Origin of the sequence: Paenibacillus sp. 2KB_20 (assembly GCF_052115765.1) — a bacterium.
In the GTDB taxonomy this organism is placed as follows: Bacteria; Bacillota; Bacilli; order Paenibacillales; family Paenibacillaceae; genus Paenibacillus_AQ.
Genome location: NZ_JBFRHH010000011.1, coordinates 22,100 through 38,758, shown reverse-complemented (window position 1 = coordinate 38,758; position 16,659 = coordinate 22,100). Strand labels below are relative to the sequence as shown.

The window sequence follows — 16,659 nt, the reverse complement described above, 5'->3', positions numbered from 1 at the left end:
TTGTATTACGCTTGGGCAGAGCACAAATGTGACAAATGGATTCAATTAATCTTGGTTGCAGGAGAGCGCATTTCGAAAATCCGGTTGGAGTAAGGGAGCGCTCCCGGATGGGACTGGAGAAAATTCTGCATCGCAAAAAAAAGAGACGCCGGAGCGGCGTCTCTCTTTGCTGATTCATTTCTTTGCAATTGGGAGTTGATTTGGACCCGTGGTCAGTCCTCCTCGAGCACGGCTGCCTGATTCCATATTTGGAATCAAGGGAACTGCAGCTTCCGCAATCTTAATAAATCGCCTTCGCATCCGCTGGCAGCTGCCGGACATGCTGCAGGAAGCCCGTTACACGCCGATCCTGCCCCATATCGTATTCAAAGCCCAACTGCTCAGCGACATCCAGTGCGGTTCTGCGGAACAGCGCTCCCATCGTAAACAGCGCCTCCCACACCTCTTCGTAGGTTCCGCGAGGGTAGGTGGACATCAGCTCTTTCCAGCTGTCCGCAGACAGGTAGTTTTTCAAGTACTTGCCGTTCTTGCCCACGCTGAGCGAGAAATCGGTCTGGGTGCCTACCTGCCACTCCAGCATTTTCATCAGCATCGGCCGCATGATGTTGTGGAAGTGGTCTTGGGCATACAGTATTTCTTCCCGCCACAAGCCCTTGGCTACATACGTGGATACCCACCAGAACTCATTGCAGCAATCCTCGAAGAAGGCTGCGGACGGACGCTGTACCCAGAAATCCTCGTCGGACGGAGCAGGAATCTTGGGAAAAGTCTGATCTTTATCCATTAAGATCTGGATCAGTTTGTCTCCCTTGCAGTATTTCTCCTTCTCCTCGATGGGAATCAGAGTCATGTCAATCCGGTTGCCGTCGGTAAATAACATCAGGTACGAGAACCAGCCTCCAAGATCCGGAGGGAACATGGCCATATCTTCCGGCGTCTGCAGAATCAACTGCTCCCCGAAGACATCAATCCAGTTCGGATTCTGAATAAAGCTGTCCATGTCCGTAACATGAAAGCTGATATCGTAATCCTGAAAAATATCCTTCGGGACGTTGGGATTCGTTCGCGAGCCCTCCAGGGTCACCGCCCGAACCCGTTCGTCGCGGGCTGCGTAGCCCAATACCAAATCCATCATTTCTTGTTCGCTTCTCATGTTATCCAGCCTCCGCATTCATATTTAGATGACTCATGATTCGAATCGGACAGGTCAGGAGGTCCACGAATCCGGACCGTAGAAGCATGGCATGGATATGGAGCATGTTATAACTTGTTCAAGCGCTTTTTCATAAGGAAATCTCCTTTTCCGATGTTGAATGTATTTAAATTAATTCTTCATGGCCTTAAAAGATTCCTCCGCAGCCTCAAGCGTAGCCTCGATGTCAGCATCCGTATGGGCGGTGGTCATGAACCAGGCCTCGTATTTGGAAGGAGCCAAGTTCACGCCGCGGTCCAGCATATGACGGAAGAATGCAGCGAAGGCTTCACCGTCGGTGTCCTGCGCTTCGTCATAGTTCGTGACCGGATGATCGCAGAAATGAGTGGAGAAGGAGCCGCGGATGCGGTTGATTGTGAGCGGAATGCCGTGGCGGTCGGCGGACGCCTGCAAGCCTTCCGTCAGCTTGATGGTCAAGCGCTCCATTTCTTCATATACGCCTTCGCCCTGCAGAACCTCCAAGCAAGCGATTCCGGCTGCGATGGAGGCGGGATTACCCGCCATAGTTCCGGCCTGATAAGCAGGGCCGAGCGGTGCGACCTGTTCCATCACGTGTTTACGGCCGCCATAGGCGCCGATAGGCAGGCCGCCGCCGATGATTTTGCCAAGAGCCGTAAGATCCGGCTGAATCGCCTCGTGATTGGCCAGACCCGCATAGGTTTGGGTAGATCCGTAGTGGAAGCGGAAAGCGCTGATAACTTCGTCATAGATGACCAGCGAGCCGTTGTCGTGCGTCATCTGACATAGGCCTTCGAGGAAACCCGGCTTCGGCATCACCATCCCAAAGTTGCCGACGATCGGCTCTACCATAACGGCAGCCACATCATCGCCCCATGCGTCGAGGGCAGCGCGCAGGCCTTCCAGATCATTGAACGGAACGGTAATGACTTCCGTCGCAATGCTGGCCGGGATCCCGGCACTGTCCGGAATACCAAGCGTGGAAGGGCCGGAGCCTGCTGCCACGAGGACAAGATCGGAATGGCCGTGGTAACAGCCGGCGAACTTGATGATCTTGTTGCGCTTGGTGTAGGCGCGGGCGACCCGGATCGTGGTCATGACCGCCTCGGTACCGGAATTGACGAAACGCACCTTATCCATGGACGGAATGGCGGCCTTCAGCATTTTGGCTAAGGTGATCTCAAGCTCTGTTGGCGTCCCGTAAAGAGTACCGTTTTGAGCTGCTGTTGTGATTGCAGCCGTAATATGCGGATGGGCATGTCCGGTTATGATCGGACCATAAGCCGCCAAGTAATCGATATAACGGTTGCCATCCTCGTCCCAGAAGTGGGCTCCGCTTGCGCGTTTCATAAAGACGGGGGCACCACCGCCTACGGCTTTAAAGGAACGGGAGGGACTGTTTACGCCGCCTACGATATGCTGCAGCGCTTCTTGATACAGAGTTTCGGAACGGTTTCTTGATGTTGCCATGATAGTAAAACTTCCTTTCTTCATGAAGCAGGACAGGAAGCTAAAATGACGTAGCGTCCTGTCCTGCTTGCTGTAAGTGTATTAGTTACGATCCGTTGTTGCAGATGGGGCAGTGGAGCTTTCGGACTTACCATTCTCAGAATCGTTGTTCTCAGAACCACGGGTCTCAGAATTGTTTTCCGTACCTTCGCTGCCTCCGGTTTCAGGGTCAGGCGTTGGTGGATTTAAGATGTCCTGGATATACTGTTTCAGCGTATCCGGATTGCCTACCGTTAGAACGGCAGCACCGCCGATATGTTCTTCCTTCAGGAGTTTCATCGGAGGAACCTGTTCGCTGCCACTCATTTTACTCTTATAGGCAACGTTCGCAAGCTTCCACATATCCTCGACATCGAGATTGGTATCAATATATGGGCTGACGGACTTCAGAATGTCCGGAAGCTTCATGATGGACGTGGTGGTCTGCATTTTCTTGGCTACGGCCTTCAAAAGCTCGCGCTGCCGCTCGGTGCGGGTAAAGTCGCCCATCGCATCATAGCGGAACCGGACATATTGCAGCGCCGTGTTGCCATCTAGATGCTGCATGCCTTGCTTCAATTCAATGTCGTATTCGTTTTTGTCTGCTTTACTGGAATAATTCATGTCCTTCTCAACATAGAAATCAACCCCGCCGACGGAATCAACCAGCTTCATGAAACCCTGGAAATCCGTATAGACGTAGTATTGAACCGGAATGCCCAGCAGATCGCCTACAGCCTTCATGGCCGTATTCGGGCCGTGCGTGATGGCCGTATTGATTCGGTTTCGGTCATATCCGGGTATTTCTACGTAAGTATCGCGCAAAATAGAGAATAAGTGCATTTTTTTCTTCACCGGATCAATCGAGGCAACAAGCATACTGTCGGAACGAGGAATTTCGCCTTCCTCAAAACCGCGTGCATCAACGCCCATCAGCAGAATGTTAACCGTCTCCGTTCCTTCCCACTCAGGTGGCGCAGGAACCTTGGCATCTACCTTTTCAATTTCGCGAAAAGGGGAGGAATCACCTGATTTCTGAAGACTTTGCAAGCCGTCGTAGAACGACGCCGCATAATAAATGCCGTAACCAATAACAGCGGCGAGGATGAGGCTGACACTCCATATAATCGTCTTCTTTGTTTTTTTGGTCATTGTGTTCTTCCTTTCGGATTACGCTGATGAATAAATTCGATAGAACATTTGAACATTCGACATTCATTCTATTATAATTTTTTTCGAAAAGACAATCAATTTTCGGGACTAAAGTCCGTATAGTAGGAGTTGAGCCTTATCGTAGATCAAACGCAGTTGACAGTCGGAAGCCAGGTGCCGGATTTTTCACTTCCGGCTTCGAACGGGGAGAAGGTAGCATTAAGCGATTTTCGCGGACGTAAAGTCGTGCTGTTCTTCTATCCGAAAAATATGACCCCAACCTGTACCGAGGAGGCTTGCAGCTTCCGGGACAACTATGGTGCGTTGGAGCAAGCTGGCGCAGTGGTGATCGGGATTAGCCCGGATCCACTGAAATCCCATGCCAAATTCATTGATAAGCATAGCCTTCCCTATTTGCTCATGTCTGATGAAGAGCACAAGGTAAGCGAAATATTTGGCGTATGGCAGATGAAGAAGATGTTCGGCCGCGAGTATATGGGTATTGTACGCTCTACCTTCTTGATTGATGAGCAGGGAAAGCTTGCAGGCCAGTGGCGGAAAGTAAAAGTGAAAGGTCATGTCGAAGCGGTTCTCACAGCCGTGCTGTCATAGCTATATGAAGAACGGTCCCTCAGCATGCCTGGACAGGCATGATAAAGGACCTTTTTTTAACAAATAAGACCAGAGGAATAATGAATTCAGTTTACTCAAATTCTAGTCTTTTTTTGAAACACCCTCCATATAATCTATCAGGAAGCCGAACTCATAGAAACGATGGAGGTAGAGTTGATAATGAAAAATATGGTGCGGGTAACATCAATTGCGGTATTTTTCGGCGTATTGGCAGTGCTCATCATGATCGGAATGGGGCTTGAGGTCCAGCAGCCGACTGACATATATATGGAACACGCTCCTCTGGCAGCAGCGCCAATGACAGTGACTGGGCAGGATATACAGGTGAAGCCGGAAGCGTCAAGCAAGCCTATCGTTACGACTGCATACAAGAATACATCTGTTGTGAACGCCGCACCTGTTCAATATAAGAAACAAAGTGACAAAACGGTATACCTGACATTTGATGACGGGCCATCGGATTTGACGCTTGATGTGCTGAATATTTTGAAGCGAGAAGGAATTAAAGGCACGTTTTTTGTACTGGGTAAGGAAGCGGAGACCCGTCCCGAGATTATTAACCGCATCTATGAGGAGGGCCATGTGATCGGGAATCATACATATGATCATCGTTATGACAAGCTCTACGGGCATTTTCAGGATTTCTGGGGACAGATTAAGAAAACGGAGGAAATCATTCGTTTAATTACGGGGGAACGGCCGCAGCTGGTCAGAGCTCCCGGGGGAACGGCCGGCCATTTTGACGAAGCCTATTTTCAATTCATGAAGCAGGGGGGCTATCATGTATTCGATTGGAACGTCGACAGCGGCGACTCCAGGTATCGAGGCGTCCCGGTTAAAGACATCGTAAAAGGGGCAACCACGAAAGTGAACGGCAATGAGGCAATTGTGCTTCTTCATGACGGTAGAGGTCATGCCGAAAGCGTAAAGGCTCTGCCGGACATCATTTCTTATTATAAAAAGCAAGGCTATGCCTTTGATGTACTATCTCCGGAAATCCAGCCCGTTCAATTTCGTGCCCAGCAGAGTGCACGTAAGGTTTCGCAGCCTTCAAAGCAATGGATCGAGGAGCATGTCGCAGCCAATGCCGCGCTATTTGAGACTGGGCGAACGCTGGCCGTGGAATTCGGAGGAATGGAGACTGCGTTCGCGGCAGGGGAATACAAAATGGTGGACGGCCGGTTGATGGTACCGCTGCGCGCCCTGGTGGAGCGGCTCGGCGGAAGCGTGTCCTGGAAGTCTCACAACAAGACCGTGCAGGTGACGCTGGCAGGGAATCGCTGGGAAGCAGACCCGGTTGGCGGCTTGCTATTCCCCATGCAAACAGGGGGCAAACCGGTGTCTTCGGATGTTCATTTAATCGGCGGTACTGCTTGGATTCCGCTTCGGGAAGCGCTTGACTTTTCCGGCCGCCCTGTTACAAGAGTGACATATGAAGAAAGCGAGTATCGCGTTCTAACTTTGTAGTCGAAAATTGCATTTTATGTTTGTAATTATGCTTCACAAGTTATAGACTAGTACTTAGAGATATTTATCACAATCCCTAAGATTGTTTCAGAATAAAGGAGGGGGAAGTTTCCCCCTGCTTTATTTTTGGCGATAGTGAGTCACCCTTAAGTTCGCACTTTTGTAAGTGATGCATAATAGATACCGGTTATCCCAAAATTAAAGCTAACCGGTTCGATCGTCGCCAAGTCCATCTTGGGAATTCACTTAAAGAAAAGGAGGCAATTCTTTATGACAGAAACATCTTCTCCACAGCCGTCCGAAACTCCGGAAAATGTTGTAGGAAACCAAGAAGCTGCGGCGTCCAGCCGTCCTGATGTGCTGCTCGAACAACTGCTCAAGCCCGAGGTTCAGGAATCCCTCACAACTCTCGTGGACAATCTTCCAAAACTTGCAGAAATGCTGACCGTCATGACTAAAGCTTATGACTTCGGTAAATCCGTAGCTACGGATCCCGTGCTTGCGGAAGACACTATGGCTTCCCTTAGCGGATTCGCGAAGCCGGTCACGACAGCAGCGAAAAGCGTTGCATCTGCAGCTATCGAAGCCGGTGACCGTGTACACGCTCAAGGCGACCAGGCTCAGATTGGCGTATTTGGTCTGATGAAAATGCTGAAAGATCCTCAGGTTCAAAAGGGTCTTCGCTATGCTCAGGCTTTTTTGGACGTTCTTAACGAGCGCGACCAACAAAACAAGCGTTAATCCATAAATCATACGAAGAACGGAGGATGGTCATGTCTAAACATATTTTAATTTTGGGCGGAGGCTATGGCGGCTTGCTTAGTGCGCTTTCTGCACGCGAGCATTTTGGTGCTGGTGCAAAAATCACGCTGATCAACCGTTTCCCAACCCATCAGATCATTACGGAATTGCACCGTCTGGCAGCAGGCAACATCGCAGAGAAAGCAGTAGCTTTGCCGCTCGATAAGCTTCTGCGCGGCGCGAACGTTGACCTGCGCATCGGCAACGTTAAAGAAATCAAGCCGGATGAGCGTTCGGTTTCCCTCGATGACGGCGGAAACTTCACATATGATGCCCTGGTTATCGCACTGGGCAGCGAAACGGCCTTCTTCGGCATTCCAGGACTGCAAGAGAACAGCTTTATCCTGAAGTCCGTGAACGATGCTAACCGTCTGCGTGCTCATGTGGAGTCCCGCATTGCGGAATATAGCAAAACGAAAAACAAAGCGGACGCTACCATCGTTGTTGGCGGCGGCGGCTTGACAGGCGTTGAGCTTGTTGGTGAATATGCCGATATGAAAAGCGAGCTGGCTCGCAAATACGGTATCGATCCACAAGAAATCACGCTTTATTGTGTTGAAGCAGCTCCTTCCATTCTGCCAGGCTTCCCTGCAGAACTGGTTGACCGCGCAACAACAAGCCTGCAAAAACGCGGCGTGAACTTCCTGACCGGATTGCCGATTACCAAAATGGATGGCACTACCGTTGAACTGAAAGACGGCAGCACGATCGAAACCAGCACATTGATATGGACTGGCGGCGTACAGGGTAATTCCGTTGTGGCTAACTGCGGCATCGAAGTCAACCGTGGTCGTGCGGTTGTTAACGAATTCCTGCAATCCGCATCCCACCCTGACGTATACGTTGCTGGTGACAGCGCGGTTGTTATGGGACCGGAAGGTCGTCCATACCCGCCAACAGCACAGCTGGCATGGCAAATGGGCGAGCTGATCGGCTACAACATCTTCGCTCAATTGAATGGCGGCGTACCAGCTTCGTTCACACCGGTATTCTCCGGTACGCTCGGCAGCTTGGGACGTAAAGATGCCATCGGTACCATTGGTGCTAACAAGACCCAATTGAAGGGTCTGCCTGCAACCTTGATGAAAGAAGCAAGTAACATGCGTTACCTATCCCACATCAACGGTTTGTTTACACTGGCTTACTAAGCCTAGAAGGCGGCATTATATTCACATATAAAGAGATGGACCCTGAGTTTTCGGGTCCATCTTTTTTTATTTTGCAGCCCAAACATAAGCAGATGGACTTAGGGACATCGACATGAAAACATAATACGATGGTTACACCCGGGAGCGAGGAATACTAAGGGATTTCACACGCGTGCTCCAGAGCGGGATGTTAGAGAAGGAGGTAAGGGAGAGACTGAAAGGTCAAAGTCCAAAAGGAAGAAGAAAGAAGTTTAAACAGTTATGTAAGCGCTATCACAAAAGGTTCGCAGTTTTCATTTTATGAAACGGAGGGAGCATGTATGCGGGGATATCATCGCCTTCATTCCATTGTCATTCAACTTTTTTTGTTTTTTTTCATCGGCACCACACTCCCGGTTCTCATCATGGGTTTCCTGTCGTATCACAAGTCAGCCTCAATCGTGGAGGAGCAGGTCAGTAAAGTGGCTTCCCTCACGATCACCCAAGTCAGTGACAAGCTGAATATGTTCTTCAAGAAACTGGATGACTCCTCGATGATGGTGCTGAACAGCAAAGTGGTTCACGGCATCCTCGAGGATCAGGATATCAGTAAATACGACCTGACGTTGAAGGTGAAGGAGGGAAAGGATCTGTTGACCTCCATCATGATTAATTCGCCGGAGATATTGGACGTGTACGTGTTTGACGTGCAGCGGAACAATTCGGTCCTGAGCGCCGATTCCTTGATGTCCATCCCGGACCAGTGGGATTCTCCTTGGTATCGAGCGATACTGGAGGCGAACGGGCAGGCGGTATGGTTCGGCTTGTCGGATACCTCCTACCTGAAGCAAACGGGAATGGGATTTCCCGTGTTTGGGCTGGGCCGGGCAATCCGGAGCTGGGATACGGGGGAGATCGTCGGGGTGATGTTCATCGAGATTATGGGGGATGTCCTGATCGATGAATTAAACCATGTCCAATTCGGCAACACGGGGTATATGTACGTGGCCAATGACGAGAATCGTTACTTTTACCATCCCGATCCTTCCATGTACGGGAAGCCGTCCAAAATCAAGCTGCCCTCGGGATTGACGGAATACAACCTGAACAACAACAAAACGCTGATGATCCCTTCGCGCCTGAACAACGGCTGGCATGTGGTCGGCATGGTGCCGCTTAAGGAATTGACGGCCGATTCCGCCAGCATCCGGAGTTTCACGGTCTGGATTGTATTCGGATCGATTCTGGCAGCGATCGGGATCGGTTATTTCATGACGCGGAGGATCGGCAATCCGCTCGTTCATTTAAGCCGCTTGATGCGCAGAAGCGAAGCAGGCGATTTATCGGTCCGCAGCAAGAATGTGGGTCCCAGTGAAATCGGTCAGCTGGGCAGAAGCTTCAACAAAATGATTGAGCAGATCGATCTGCTGATCCGGCGAATCGCCGCGGAGGAATCCGAGAAAAAAAAGGCGGAAATCCGCGCGCTGCGGTATCAGATCAACCCTCATTTTCTCTACAATACACTGAACTCGATTCGCTGGATGGCCAAGCTGAACCGGACGAATGACGTGGATCGATCGGTTACGGCCCTTGTTCAGCTGCTGGAGGGGAGCCTGGAGCGCAATGGGGTGTTCATACGCCTTGGAGATGAACTGGAGCTGCTTCGGAAATATATGATCATCCAGAATTACCGATACGACCATCAAATTGAGCTGAGGATCGAATGTCCCGAGCCAATGGAGGATCTCTATGTTCCCCGGATGCTGCTGCAGCCGATTGTGGAGAATGCGATCTTTCACGGGATCGCCCCGCTTGATGATCCTGGCGTTATCACGATTCGAATAACATCGCACCAGCAGGATGTCATGGTTCGGATCGAGGACAATGGAATCGGCATCAAGCCCGAACGAATAGCCGGACTGCTGTCGTATGAGCAGGATCACTCCAAGCAAGGCATGACCCACATCGGGCTGCGTCATGTTCACCAAACGGTCCAGTTGTATTACGGCAGTCGCTACGGGGTATGGGTAGAAAGCCCGGAAGGCGGAGGAACGCGGGTCACGATAACATTTGCGAGGCAAAGGGGGGACGATTATGTACAGAGTGCTGCTCGTGGATGACGAAGCGATCGCACGTACAGGACTTCGATCGACCTTCGATTGGGAGAAATATGGTTACCGGCTTGTGGGCGAGGCCTCCAACGGACAGCGGGCCATGAAATGGATTCTGAACGGGGATCTGGACATTCTGATCACGGATATCGCGATGCCGGTCATGGATGGTTTGGAGCTGACCCGCCGGACAAGGGAGCTTTGTCCTTGGGTGAAAGTGCTGCTGCTCAGCTGTCATAGCGATTTTGAGTTCGTGCGCGAAGGCATCAGGCTTGGCGCATCGGATTATATTCTCAAGCCGACGCTGGATGCGGACTCTTTGGGTGCTGTGCTTGATCACATGCGTTTGAAGCTGGAAGAGGAGAAGCAGATGCAGCGGATTTTGACCGAGCATGAGCAGCAGCAGCGTTTGAATCAGAAGAAGGCCGCGGAAAAAGTCCTCTTTCAGGCGCTGTCCGGGGAGCCCGGTGCGCTCGCAAAGCTGGAAGCATGGAACCATAACGGTCCTTATCTGCTGGCCGTGCTCCAGCTTAATTCTGATCCAGAGGCTTGCGCGACCGGGGTTCAGCACAAGGATTGGCATGACGAGATCGAGCGATTAATGGGACAGTTATATGACCAGGTGCCGGAGGCGCTGGCAGCTCGGCTGGAGACGGATCGGATCGCTGTCTACAGGCCCCTACGGCATGCAGGAAGGCTGCCAGCTTCAGAGCACGAAGCGGCCATCCGTCTGCCGATCCGATGCGCGATGGGGCTCAGCAGGAGATATAACGGCATGGATAAGCTGCAAGAAGCGTTTCAAGAAGCTAGCGAGTGCCTGGAAGGCCTCTTCTTTCATAAAGATCAACAGATTCTTCGGGCAGAGGAGCTCCCTCTGACCGAGGCCGATTCGGCTCAGGAGAGGCCGGCCGCTGAACTGCATGCCCTAAGAGCCGCGCTGACCGTCGGGAACATGGGTATCAGCGAAGATCGCCTGCAGTCCATTATGCTGCGCTGGCAGCCCGGAAGGATGAAGAAACGGGCGGTCCTCCGGGAAGCAGAGGAGCTTCTGAGCTTGCTCGCTATGTTTCATCTTCCCGGCTGCCCGCCGTTTCCGCAAATCGGAGAAGTGGGCAAGCTTCGCTCGGTGGAGGAAGTGAAAGAGCTGGTGCTCCAAGGCTTCCATACTTTGCGGGAGGAAGCCATGCGTCACCCCGTACCGGAATCCACGCTGCATGAGCGAATCGTGCTGCAGGCAGTCCAATATATTAAGGCGCACTTCAATGAGCCGATCTCCCTGCAGGAGGTGGCGGACGAGGTGGCCGTAAGCCGCAACTATTTTAGCGAATTGTTTAAGCGCGTCACGGGGCACAACTTCATTGACTATGTGATTGATCTGCGGCTGAAACGGGCCAAGGAGCTGCTTTCCACCACATCGCTACGAGTGTATGAAGTGGCGGATCGTTCCGGATTTAATGACGTGAAATACTTTAGCAAGCTGTTCAAGAAGTTGGTAGGCATGACGCCTGCTGAGTACCAGGGACAGCATCGAAAATAATGGGAATTTCTTAGGATCCGAAAAGAATCCACTTTTTCGGAACATAATCCGTTCAAAAACTTTTTGCCAAAATTTTATAATTAAAGCGTTTACAAGAGCTGTGCCAGCGAGTCCAAATCTGGTTTGAATGGAGGAAATGAAATGACAAGGAAACAGGTGAGAGGGTCATTGCTTGCAATCATTCTTCTACTATCATCCATACTCCAAGCGTGTGGAGGCGGCGGAACATCAGAAGGCGGTGAGCCCGGAAGCGGCGAGAAGGTCAAGATTAAATGGGCGACCTGGGGAAATCCCGGGGAGCTTAGCCGCTTTCAGGAGCTCACGAAGGACTTTAATAAGAATCACTCGGACATTGAGGTCGAATTTATTCCGATTCCGGGCGAGTATGATCAGAAAATATTAACCCAATTAACAGGTGGGACGGCACCGGATATCTTCTATGCAGGGGACGCCCTGGTCGTGAAACTGATCGAGAATCAGAGCATTGAGAATTTGACGCCGTATATGGAAGCACCGGAAAGCGTGATCAAGAAAGAGGATTATTTCGAAGGCTTGTGGGGCGCAGCCGTACGGGATGATCAGACCTTCGGGGTACCGGTGGACTGTAACCCGATGGTGCTGTGGTACAACAAGAAGGTGCTCAAGGAAGCAGGGATCACCGAGATGCCGGCCGATCTTCAGGCGAGCGGACAGTGGACCTGGGACAAATTCAAGGAGATGTCGGACAAGATCCGGGACAGCAAAAAGTACGGCTACGTGCTGGATAACTCCTGGAACAGCTACCACAGCTGGGTTACTTCCAACGGCGGCCGGGTGTATGACGACGAAGGGAACTTCGTGGCGGCTTCGGATCCGAAGGCGATGGAGGCGTTCCGCTTCCTGTACGACAACGTAAAATCCAAAAACATCACCTTCTCCGGCACGCTTCCTAAAGGGCAGGGCGGGGATGCCATGTTTATGTCCAACCAAGTTGGATTCGTTGCTGCAGGCCGCTGGTACTTGCCGCTGTTCAAGAAGAATCAAGGACTTGAATATGACGTGGTCACATGGCCAACCAATACCGGCAATAAGATCGAGCCGGCCGGTATCCCGACCGCATACATGGTGATGAACAAGGCATCGAAGAATAAGGAAGCGGCATACACCTTCTTCTCCGAGTACGTAAGTAAAGAGGGTCAACGCTTTCGCCTGCAGGGCGGCGGCAATGCTGTCCCGTCGGTACAGGGAACGGATGAGGTGGTGCTGGAAGGGAATCTGCCGGAGCATGCCCAGTTATTCCTGGACGCGCGTGAGATCGGGTATTCCCTGACTCCGTTCGAGGCCGGCATTCCCGGGCTTAGCCAGGATATTACGTCCAAGTTCGAGGCACTATGGCTGAAAGATCAGGATCTTGAAAGCTCGTTGAAGGACATTCAGGATATGGCTAACAAGAAAATTCAAGATTACAAGAGCGGCAAGAATTGATCCAGCTCTGGGGAGGAACGGTGAGATGAAATGAACACGCAGCCTGCAGGAAGCTCCGGCGCCGCTCCTTCTCCGGAGCGGTTTCCGGAGAGGAGAACGACCTTAAAGAGCAAGACGTCCGATGGTTTATGGGGCTACTTTTTTATCTTTCCCCAGATGATCGGCTTGATCGCTTTTTCATTGATCCCGCTCATCTCGGCTTTTGTCATCAGCATGATGAACTGGGACGGAATGGGAGCCAAGAAGTTTATCGGTCTCCAAAATTTCGTGTCCCAGCTTCAGGATGAGGAGTTCCACATCGCACTGGTGAACACGGTGTATTACACGATTCTTTCGGTACCGACAGGCATCGTTCTGGCCATGCTGGTGGCGGTAGGCTTAAACCGGGTTCGCGGGAAGATTCTGTACCGGCTGATCTACTTCATGCCGAACATTACGATGTCCGTTGCCGTCGCCGTCGTGTTTATGTGGCTGTTCAACGCCGACTTTGGCCTTATTAACATGTACTTGCAGCAGTGGTTCGGGATAACGGGCCCCTCCTGGCTGACGGATTCCAGGTACGTGATGCCTTCAATTGCCCTGCTGAGCGTCTGGATGGGGCTGGGAGGCAATATGGTGCTGTTCCTTGCCGGGCTTCAAGGCATATCGAGAAGTTATTACGAGGCGGCCGAGATTGACGGTGCCGGCAAATGGCAGCAGCTGATCCATATTACGATTCCGCTGCTGTCCCCGACGACCTTTTTCGTAACGATCATGTCCATTATCGGTTCCTTCCAGGTGTTTGACCAGTCGTTTGTCATGACTTCCGGCGGACCGGCGAAGGCCAGCTATACGCTTGTCTATCACATCTATGAGACGGCCTTTGCGGACTTCACTTTTGGCAAGAGCACGGCGTCGGCGGTCATCCTGTTCGTGATGATCCTGTCGCTCACCTTGTTCCAGATGAGGATGTCCAAGCGGTGGGTGCATTACGAAGACTGACGGTCGAACCTTTAGGAAGGAGGGAAAATGAATGATACATCGGGGATTGAGGATGTCCACCGTAGTGCTGCATATCGTGCTGATCATAGGCGCGTGTATGATGGCCTTGCCGTTTGTCTGGATGGTGCTCAGCTCGCTCAAGGATTTGTCGCAAGTATTCGTCGTTCCGCCCAAATGGATTCCTGACCCGTTCATCTGGTCCAATTACAAGGATTCGCTGACGGCGCTGCCGTTCGGGCGCGCGTATTTTAACAGCTTCTACATCAATATGATCGTTGTGGTTTCACAGCTGATTACCTGTTCCATGGCGGCCTATGCGTTTGCCAAAATCACGTTCCCGTTCCGGGAGCCGCTGTTCATTCTGTTTCTAGCTACCATGATGGTGCCGGGACAAGTGACCATCATTCCGCTCTATCTGATCATGAAAAATATCGGATGGCTGGATACACATCTGGCGATTATCGTCCCTTCGGCACTTCTCAACGCCTTCGGGGTGTTTCTGCTCCGGCAATTCTTCAGAGGCATTCCGAAGGAAATGGAGGAGGCGGCCATCGTGGACGGCGCGAACCGCTGGACGATATACACCCGGATTATGCTGCCTTTAATCAAACCGGCTTTATCGGCACTCGGGATTTTTACCTTCCTCGGGATGTGGAACAACTTCTTTAACCCGCTGATTTTTCTCAGCAGCACGGATAAGTTTACCGTGCCGATGATGCTGAATTTGTACCGGGGCATGTATTCAACGGATTGGACGCTCATGATGGCCGGAGCATCCATTGCGCTCATCCCGGTCCTCATCGTATATATCATCGGTCAGAAATATATTATTGAAGGCGTTACTTTATCCGGGATTAAGGGATAGGTGAGCTTAATCAGCCCGTAAGCGGAGCTCCTTGAATGAGGAACCCGCTAACGGGTTATTTGTGTTCTGACCAGAATCAAGAGGGAGTACAAGCAAGGTACAAATACGCTTCATGTGAATGATTTGTCAGCTGAAGAACGGCTTCTGCTCCAGAAGAGGGTCATGGCTGAGGCGGAGGGAGAACTGTGCCAATATAAAGCAGCCGAGCTGCAGTATATTTTCATAGATATACTAGTATGGTAGTACAAGGTAAAATGGATGCGCTTACATAATTACGCTCGTGAAGGGGGACGAGGATATTGTTCAATGTACTTCTGGTGGATGATGAACCATGGGTCCTAGAGGGACTTCGAACCATGATCGACTGGAACCGGTTTGGATTTCAAATATGCGGAGAAGCTCTGAGCGCTCCGGAAGCGCTAAAGTTAATGGAACAGTGGAAGCCCGAACTGGTGATGACGGATATACACATGCCAGTCCTGAACGGCCTTGAATTGATTGAGCACAGTAAACGGATACTGCCTCTTCCTCCGAAATTCGTTATTTTGAGCGGTTATGATGATTTTGGATATGCACATCAAGCCATGCGCCAACGGGTCGCCGAGTATTTGCTGAAACCGATAGATGACGAGGAGATCGAAGCTGTGCTTGCCAAGCTCAGCCATGAGATCCGGGAAGAACGAGACGCTGAACGCAGCCACCGGAAGAAGGCGGGCCTTGCCGTCCATTATTTGTTGAACCGGTTAATTCAGGATGAGCTGAGCCATGATTTGGCCGAGCAAGCGCGCAAAGCGATGTTAATCCAGGGCAAGCCGCTGCTGCAGTGCCTACTGATTGAGGCGGAGATTATTGAAACGGGAGTGGATTGGATCGAATGGATGGCCGATTATGGGCCCGGGAGCTCGCTGGGATGCTTCCAGGACAACAGCGGGAGCATCGGAGTGGTGCTTCATGTGGAGCATTCGACTCCGGATGATGTTATGGAGACCGCGCTTCAATTGCAATCCGCTCTGGCCCAGGAGCTGAAAGGACCGGTTATCGCAGCGTTAAGCGGAATGGGGACAGGAATTCAGGCGATTGGAGAGCTTTACAGGCAAAGCGCGGAGGTGCGTGATGATAAACGGAGCCAAGGCAGAAGCGGCGTGTTTTGTTATCAAGAGTGGAGGAGGGGCGAGCACCTCCGGTGGCTACCCTTCGGATGGATAGACGAATTGTTTTCTGTGATTATGGCGGGGGAGCAAGCGTTCATCGAGTCATGCTTGGCACGGATTTATGCAGCCATGACTGATCACCTGCCCCACCTGAGGGCTCTTCAAGCCGATGTGGCCGATCTGGAATTGAAGCTGTGCTGAAGGATCGCGGAGATGAAGGGAGATCCGGATCTTTTCATGAACCGGCTGCAAGGGGAACTTGGACATCTGGGTGAAGCTTGCCATAACGCAGCGTTAAAGAATTATTTGCGGCTGCTCTCGTTCGAGGCCGCTTCGCAGTTGGCCGAGTTAAGAAAGCTTAACGAGCACAACACCATTTTTCAAGTGATTCAGTATGTCGACAGAGAATATCGAAGCAAGCTTCAGCTACAGGATTTGGCACGGCATTTTCATATGAACGCCACTTATTTGGGACAGCTGTTCAAGAAGCATGCAGGCAAGCCGTTCAAGGAATATCTGAATGACAAGCGGATCGAGGAGGCCAAGCTGCTGCTGAAACGTAGCGGCATGAAGGTTTCTGAGGTTGCGCTCCATGTCGGGTTCCCGAACGCGGACTATTTTATCCATAAGTTTAAGCTGACAACCGGGGTACTGCCCTCGAATTACAAGAATCATGTTGAAAGCAAGCAGCGCTAAACCGGGAGGGTGCCT

Annotated in this window: 14 protein-coding genes; 11 read left to right on the top strand and 3 right to left on the bottom strand. The window is 51.4% G+C overall.

Annotated features, from left to right (window positions below):
• Positions 1-280: 280 nt before the first annotated feature.
• The 3 genes from AB4124_RS25445 to AB4124_RS25435 all read right to left on the bottom strand — a co-directional run bounded on the left by AB4124_RS25445 (position 281) and on the right by AB4124_RS25435 (position 3,811).
• A complete protein-coding gene (locus tag AB4124_RS25445) occupies positions 281-1,153 on the bottom strand; it encodes an aminoglycoside 6-adenylyltransferase (RefSeq protein WP_441974573.1) in 873 nt (290 codons plus the stop codon).
• Positions 1,154-1,324: 171 nt separating this feature from the next.
• Positions 1,325-2,641, bottom strand: a complete 1,317-nt coding sequence (locus AB4124_RS25440; protein ID WP_339270387.1) for a glutamate-1-semialdehyde 2,1-aminomutase — start codon at positions 2,639-2,641, stop codon at positions 1,325-1,327.
• Positions 2,642-2,722: 81 nt separating this feature from the next.
• On the bottom strand, positions 2,723-3,811 hold the full coding sequence (locus tag AB4124_RS25435) for an LCP family protein (protein WP_441974572.1): 1,089 nt from the start codon (positions 3,809-3,811) through the stop codon (positions 2,723-2,725).
• A 129-nt stretch (positions 3,812-3,940) separates the two neighbouring features.
• Between AB4124_RS25435 and bcp the strand changes: the two genes are divergently transcribed.
• The 11 genes from bcp to AB4124_RS25380 all read left to right on the top strand — a co-directional run bounded on the left by bcp (position 3,941) and on the right by AB4124_RS25380 (position 16,644).
• The gene (gene bcp, locus AB4124_RS25430) at positions 3,941-4,423 is read left to right on the top strand and encodes a thioredoxin-dependent thiol peroxidase (protein WP_076325878.1); all 483 of its coding nucleotides are present in this window, start codon (positions 3,941-3,943) and stop codon (positions 4,421-4,423) included.
• A 180-nt stretch (positions 4,424-4,603) separates the two neighbouring features.
• Positions 4,604-5,911, top strand: a complete 1,308-nt coding sequence (locus AB4124_RS25425) for a polysaccharide deacetylase family protein (RefSeq protein ID WP_441974571.1) — start codon at positions 4,604-4,606, stop codon at positions 5,909-5,911.
• Between the two features lie 270 nt (positions 5,912-6,181).
• Positions 6,182-6,652: a DUF1641 domain-containing protein gene (locus AB4124_RS25420; RefSeq protein ID WP_076325876.1), complete on the top strand. Its 471-nt coding sequence runs from the start codon at positions 6,182-6,184 to the stop codon at positions 6,650-6,652.
• Between the two features lie 32 nt (positions 6,653-6,684).
• A complete protein-coding gene (locus tag AB4124_RS25415; protein ID WP_076325875.1) occupies positions 6,685-7,860 on the top strand; it encodes an NAD(P)/FAD-dependent oxidoreductase in 1,176 nt (391 codons plus the stop codon).
• A gap of 320 nt (positions 7,861-8,180) precedes the next feature.
• Complete coding sequence (locus tag AB4124_RS25410) at positions 8,181-9,959, top strand: sensor histidine kinase (RefSeq protein ID WP_441974570.1); 1,779 nt, start codon at positions 8,181-8,183, stop codon at positions 9,957-9,959.
• Positions 9,934-11,487, top strand: coding sequence for a response regulator (locus AB4124_RS25405; protein WP_441974569.1), 1,554 nt, complete (start codon positions 9,934-9,936; stop codon positions 11,485-11,487). Before AB4124_RS25410 ends, AB4124_RS25405 begins: the two co-directional genes overlap by 26 nt.
• Before the next feature lie 141 nt (positions 11,488-11,628).
• The gene (locus AB4124_RS25400; protein WP_441974568.1) at positions 11,629-12,951 is read left to right on the top strand and encodes an ABC transporter substrate-binding protein; all 1,323 of its coding nucleotides are present in this window, start codon (positions 11,629-11,631) and stop codon (positions 12,949-12,951) included.
• Positions 12,952-12,981: 30 nt separating this feature from the next.
• Positions 12,982-13,932, top strand: coding sequence for a carbohydrate ABC transporter permease (locus AB4124_RS25395; protein WP_083659825.1), 951 nt, complete (start codon positions 12,982-12,984; stop codon positions 13,930-13,932).
• A gap of 31 nt (positions 13,933-13,963) precedes the next feature.
• A complete protein-coding gene (locus AB4124_RS25390; RefSeq protein WP_076325872.1) occupies positions 13,964-14,797 on the top strand; it encodes a carbohydrate ABC transporter permease in 834 nt (277 codons plus the stop codon).
• Between the two features lie 299 nt (positions 14,798-15,096).
• Positions 15,097-16,149, top strand: coding sequence for a response regulator (locus tag AB4124_RS25385; protein WP_441974567.1), 1,053 nt, complete (start codon positions 15,097-15,099; stop codon positions 16,147-16,149).
• A 12-nt stretch (positions 16,150-16,161) separates the two neighbouring features.
• Positions 16,162-16,644 (top strand): helix-turn-helix transcriptional regulator, encoded by a 483-nt coding sequence (locus tag AB4124_RS25380; RefSeq protein WP_441974566.1) that lies wholly within the window; start codon positions 16,162-16,164, stop codon positions 16,642-16,644.
• Positions 16,645-16,659: the final 15 nt, after the last annotated feature.

Bases quoted from the DNA above. Each gene is read 5' to 3' on its own strand.
- AB4124_RS25390 (WP_076325872.1), top strand. From the start codon at position 13,964: ATGATACATCGGGGATTGAGGATGTCCACCGTAGTGCTGCATATCGTG.
- AB4124_RS25445 (WP_441974573.1), bottom strand. From the start codon at position 1,153: ATGAGAAGCGAACAAGAAATGATGGATTTGGTATTGGGCTACGCAGCC.
- AB4124_RS25420 (WP_076325876.1), top strand. From the start codon at position 6,182: ATGACAGAAACATCTTCTCCACAGCCGTCCGAAACTCCGGAAAATGTT.
- AB4124_RS25410 (WP_441974570.1), top strand. From the start codon at position 8,181: ATGCGGGGATATCATCGCCTTCATTCCATTGTCATTCAACTTTTTTTG.
- AB4124_RS25440 (WP_339270387.1), bottom strand. From the start codon at position 2,641: ATGGCAACATCAAGAAACCGTTCCGAAACTCTGTATCAAGAAGCGCTG.
- AB4124_RS25425 (WP_441974571.1), top strand. From the start codon at position 4,604: ATGAAAAATATGGTGCGGGTAACATCAATTGCGGTATTTTTCGGCGTA.
- AB4124_RS25415 (WP_076325875.1), top strand. From the start codon at position 6,685: ATGTCTAAACATATTTTAATTTTGGGCGGAGGCTATGGCGGCTTGCTT.
- AB4124_RS25395 (WP_083659825.1), top strand. From the start codon at position 12,982: ATGAACACGCAGCCTGCAGGAAGCTCCGGCGCCGCTCCTTCTCCGGAG.
- AB4124_RS25435 (WP_441974572.1), bottom strand. From the start codon at position 3,811: ATGACCAAAAAAACAAAGAAGACGATTATATGGAGTGTCAGCCTCATC.
- AB4124_RS25400 (WP_441974568.1), top strand. From the start codon at position 11,629: ATGACAAGGAAACAGGTGAGAGGGTCATTGCTTGCAATCATTCTTCTA.
- AB4124_RS25405 (WP_441974569.1), top strand. From the start codon at position 9,934: ATGTACAGAGTGCTGCTCGTGGATGACGAAGCGATCGCACGTACAGGA.
- AB4124_RS25380 (WP_441974566.1), top strand. From the start codon at position 16,162: ATGAAGGGAGATCCGGATCTTTTCATGAACCGGCTGCAAGGGGAACTT.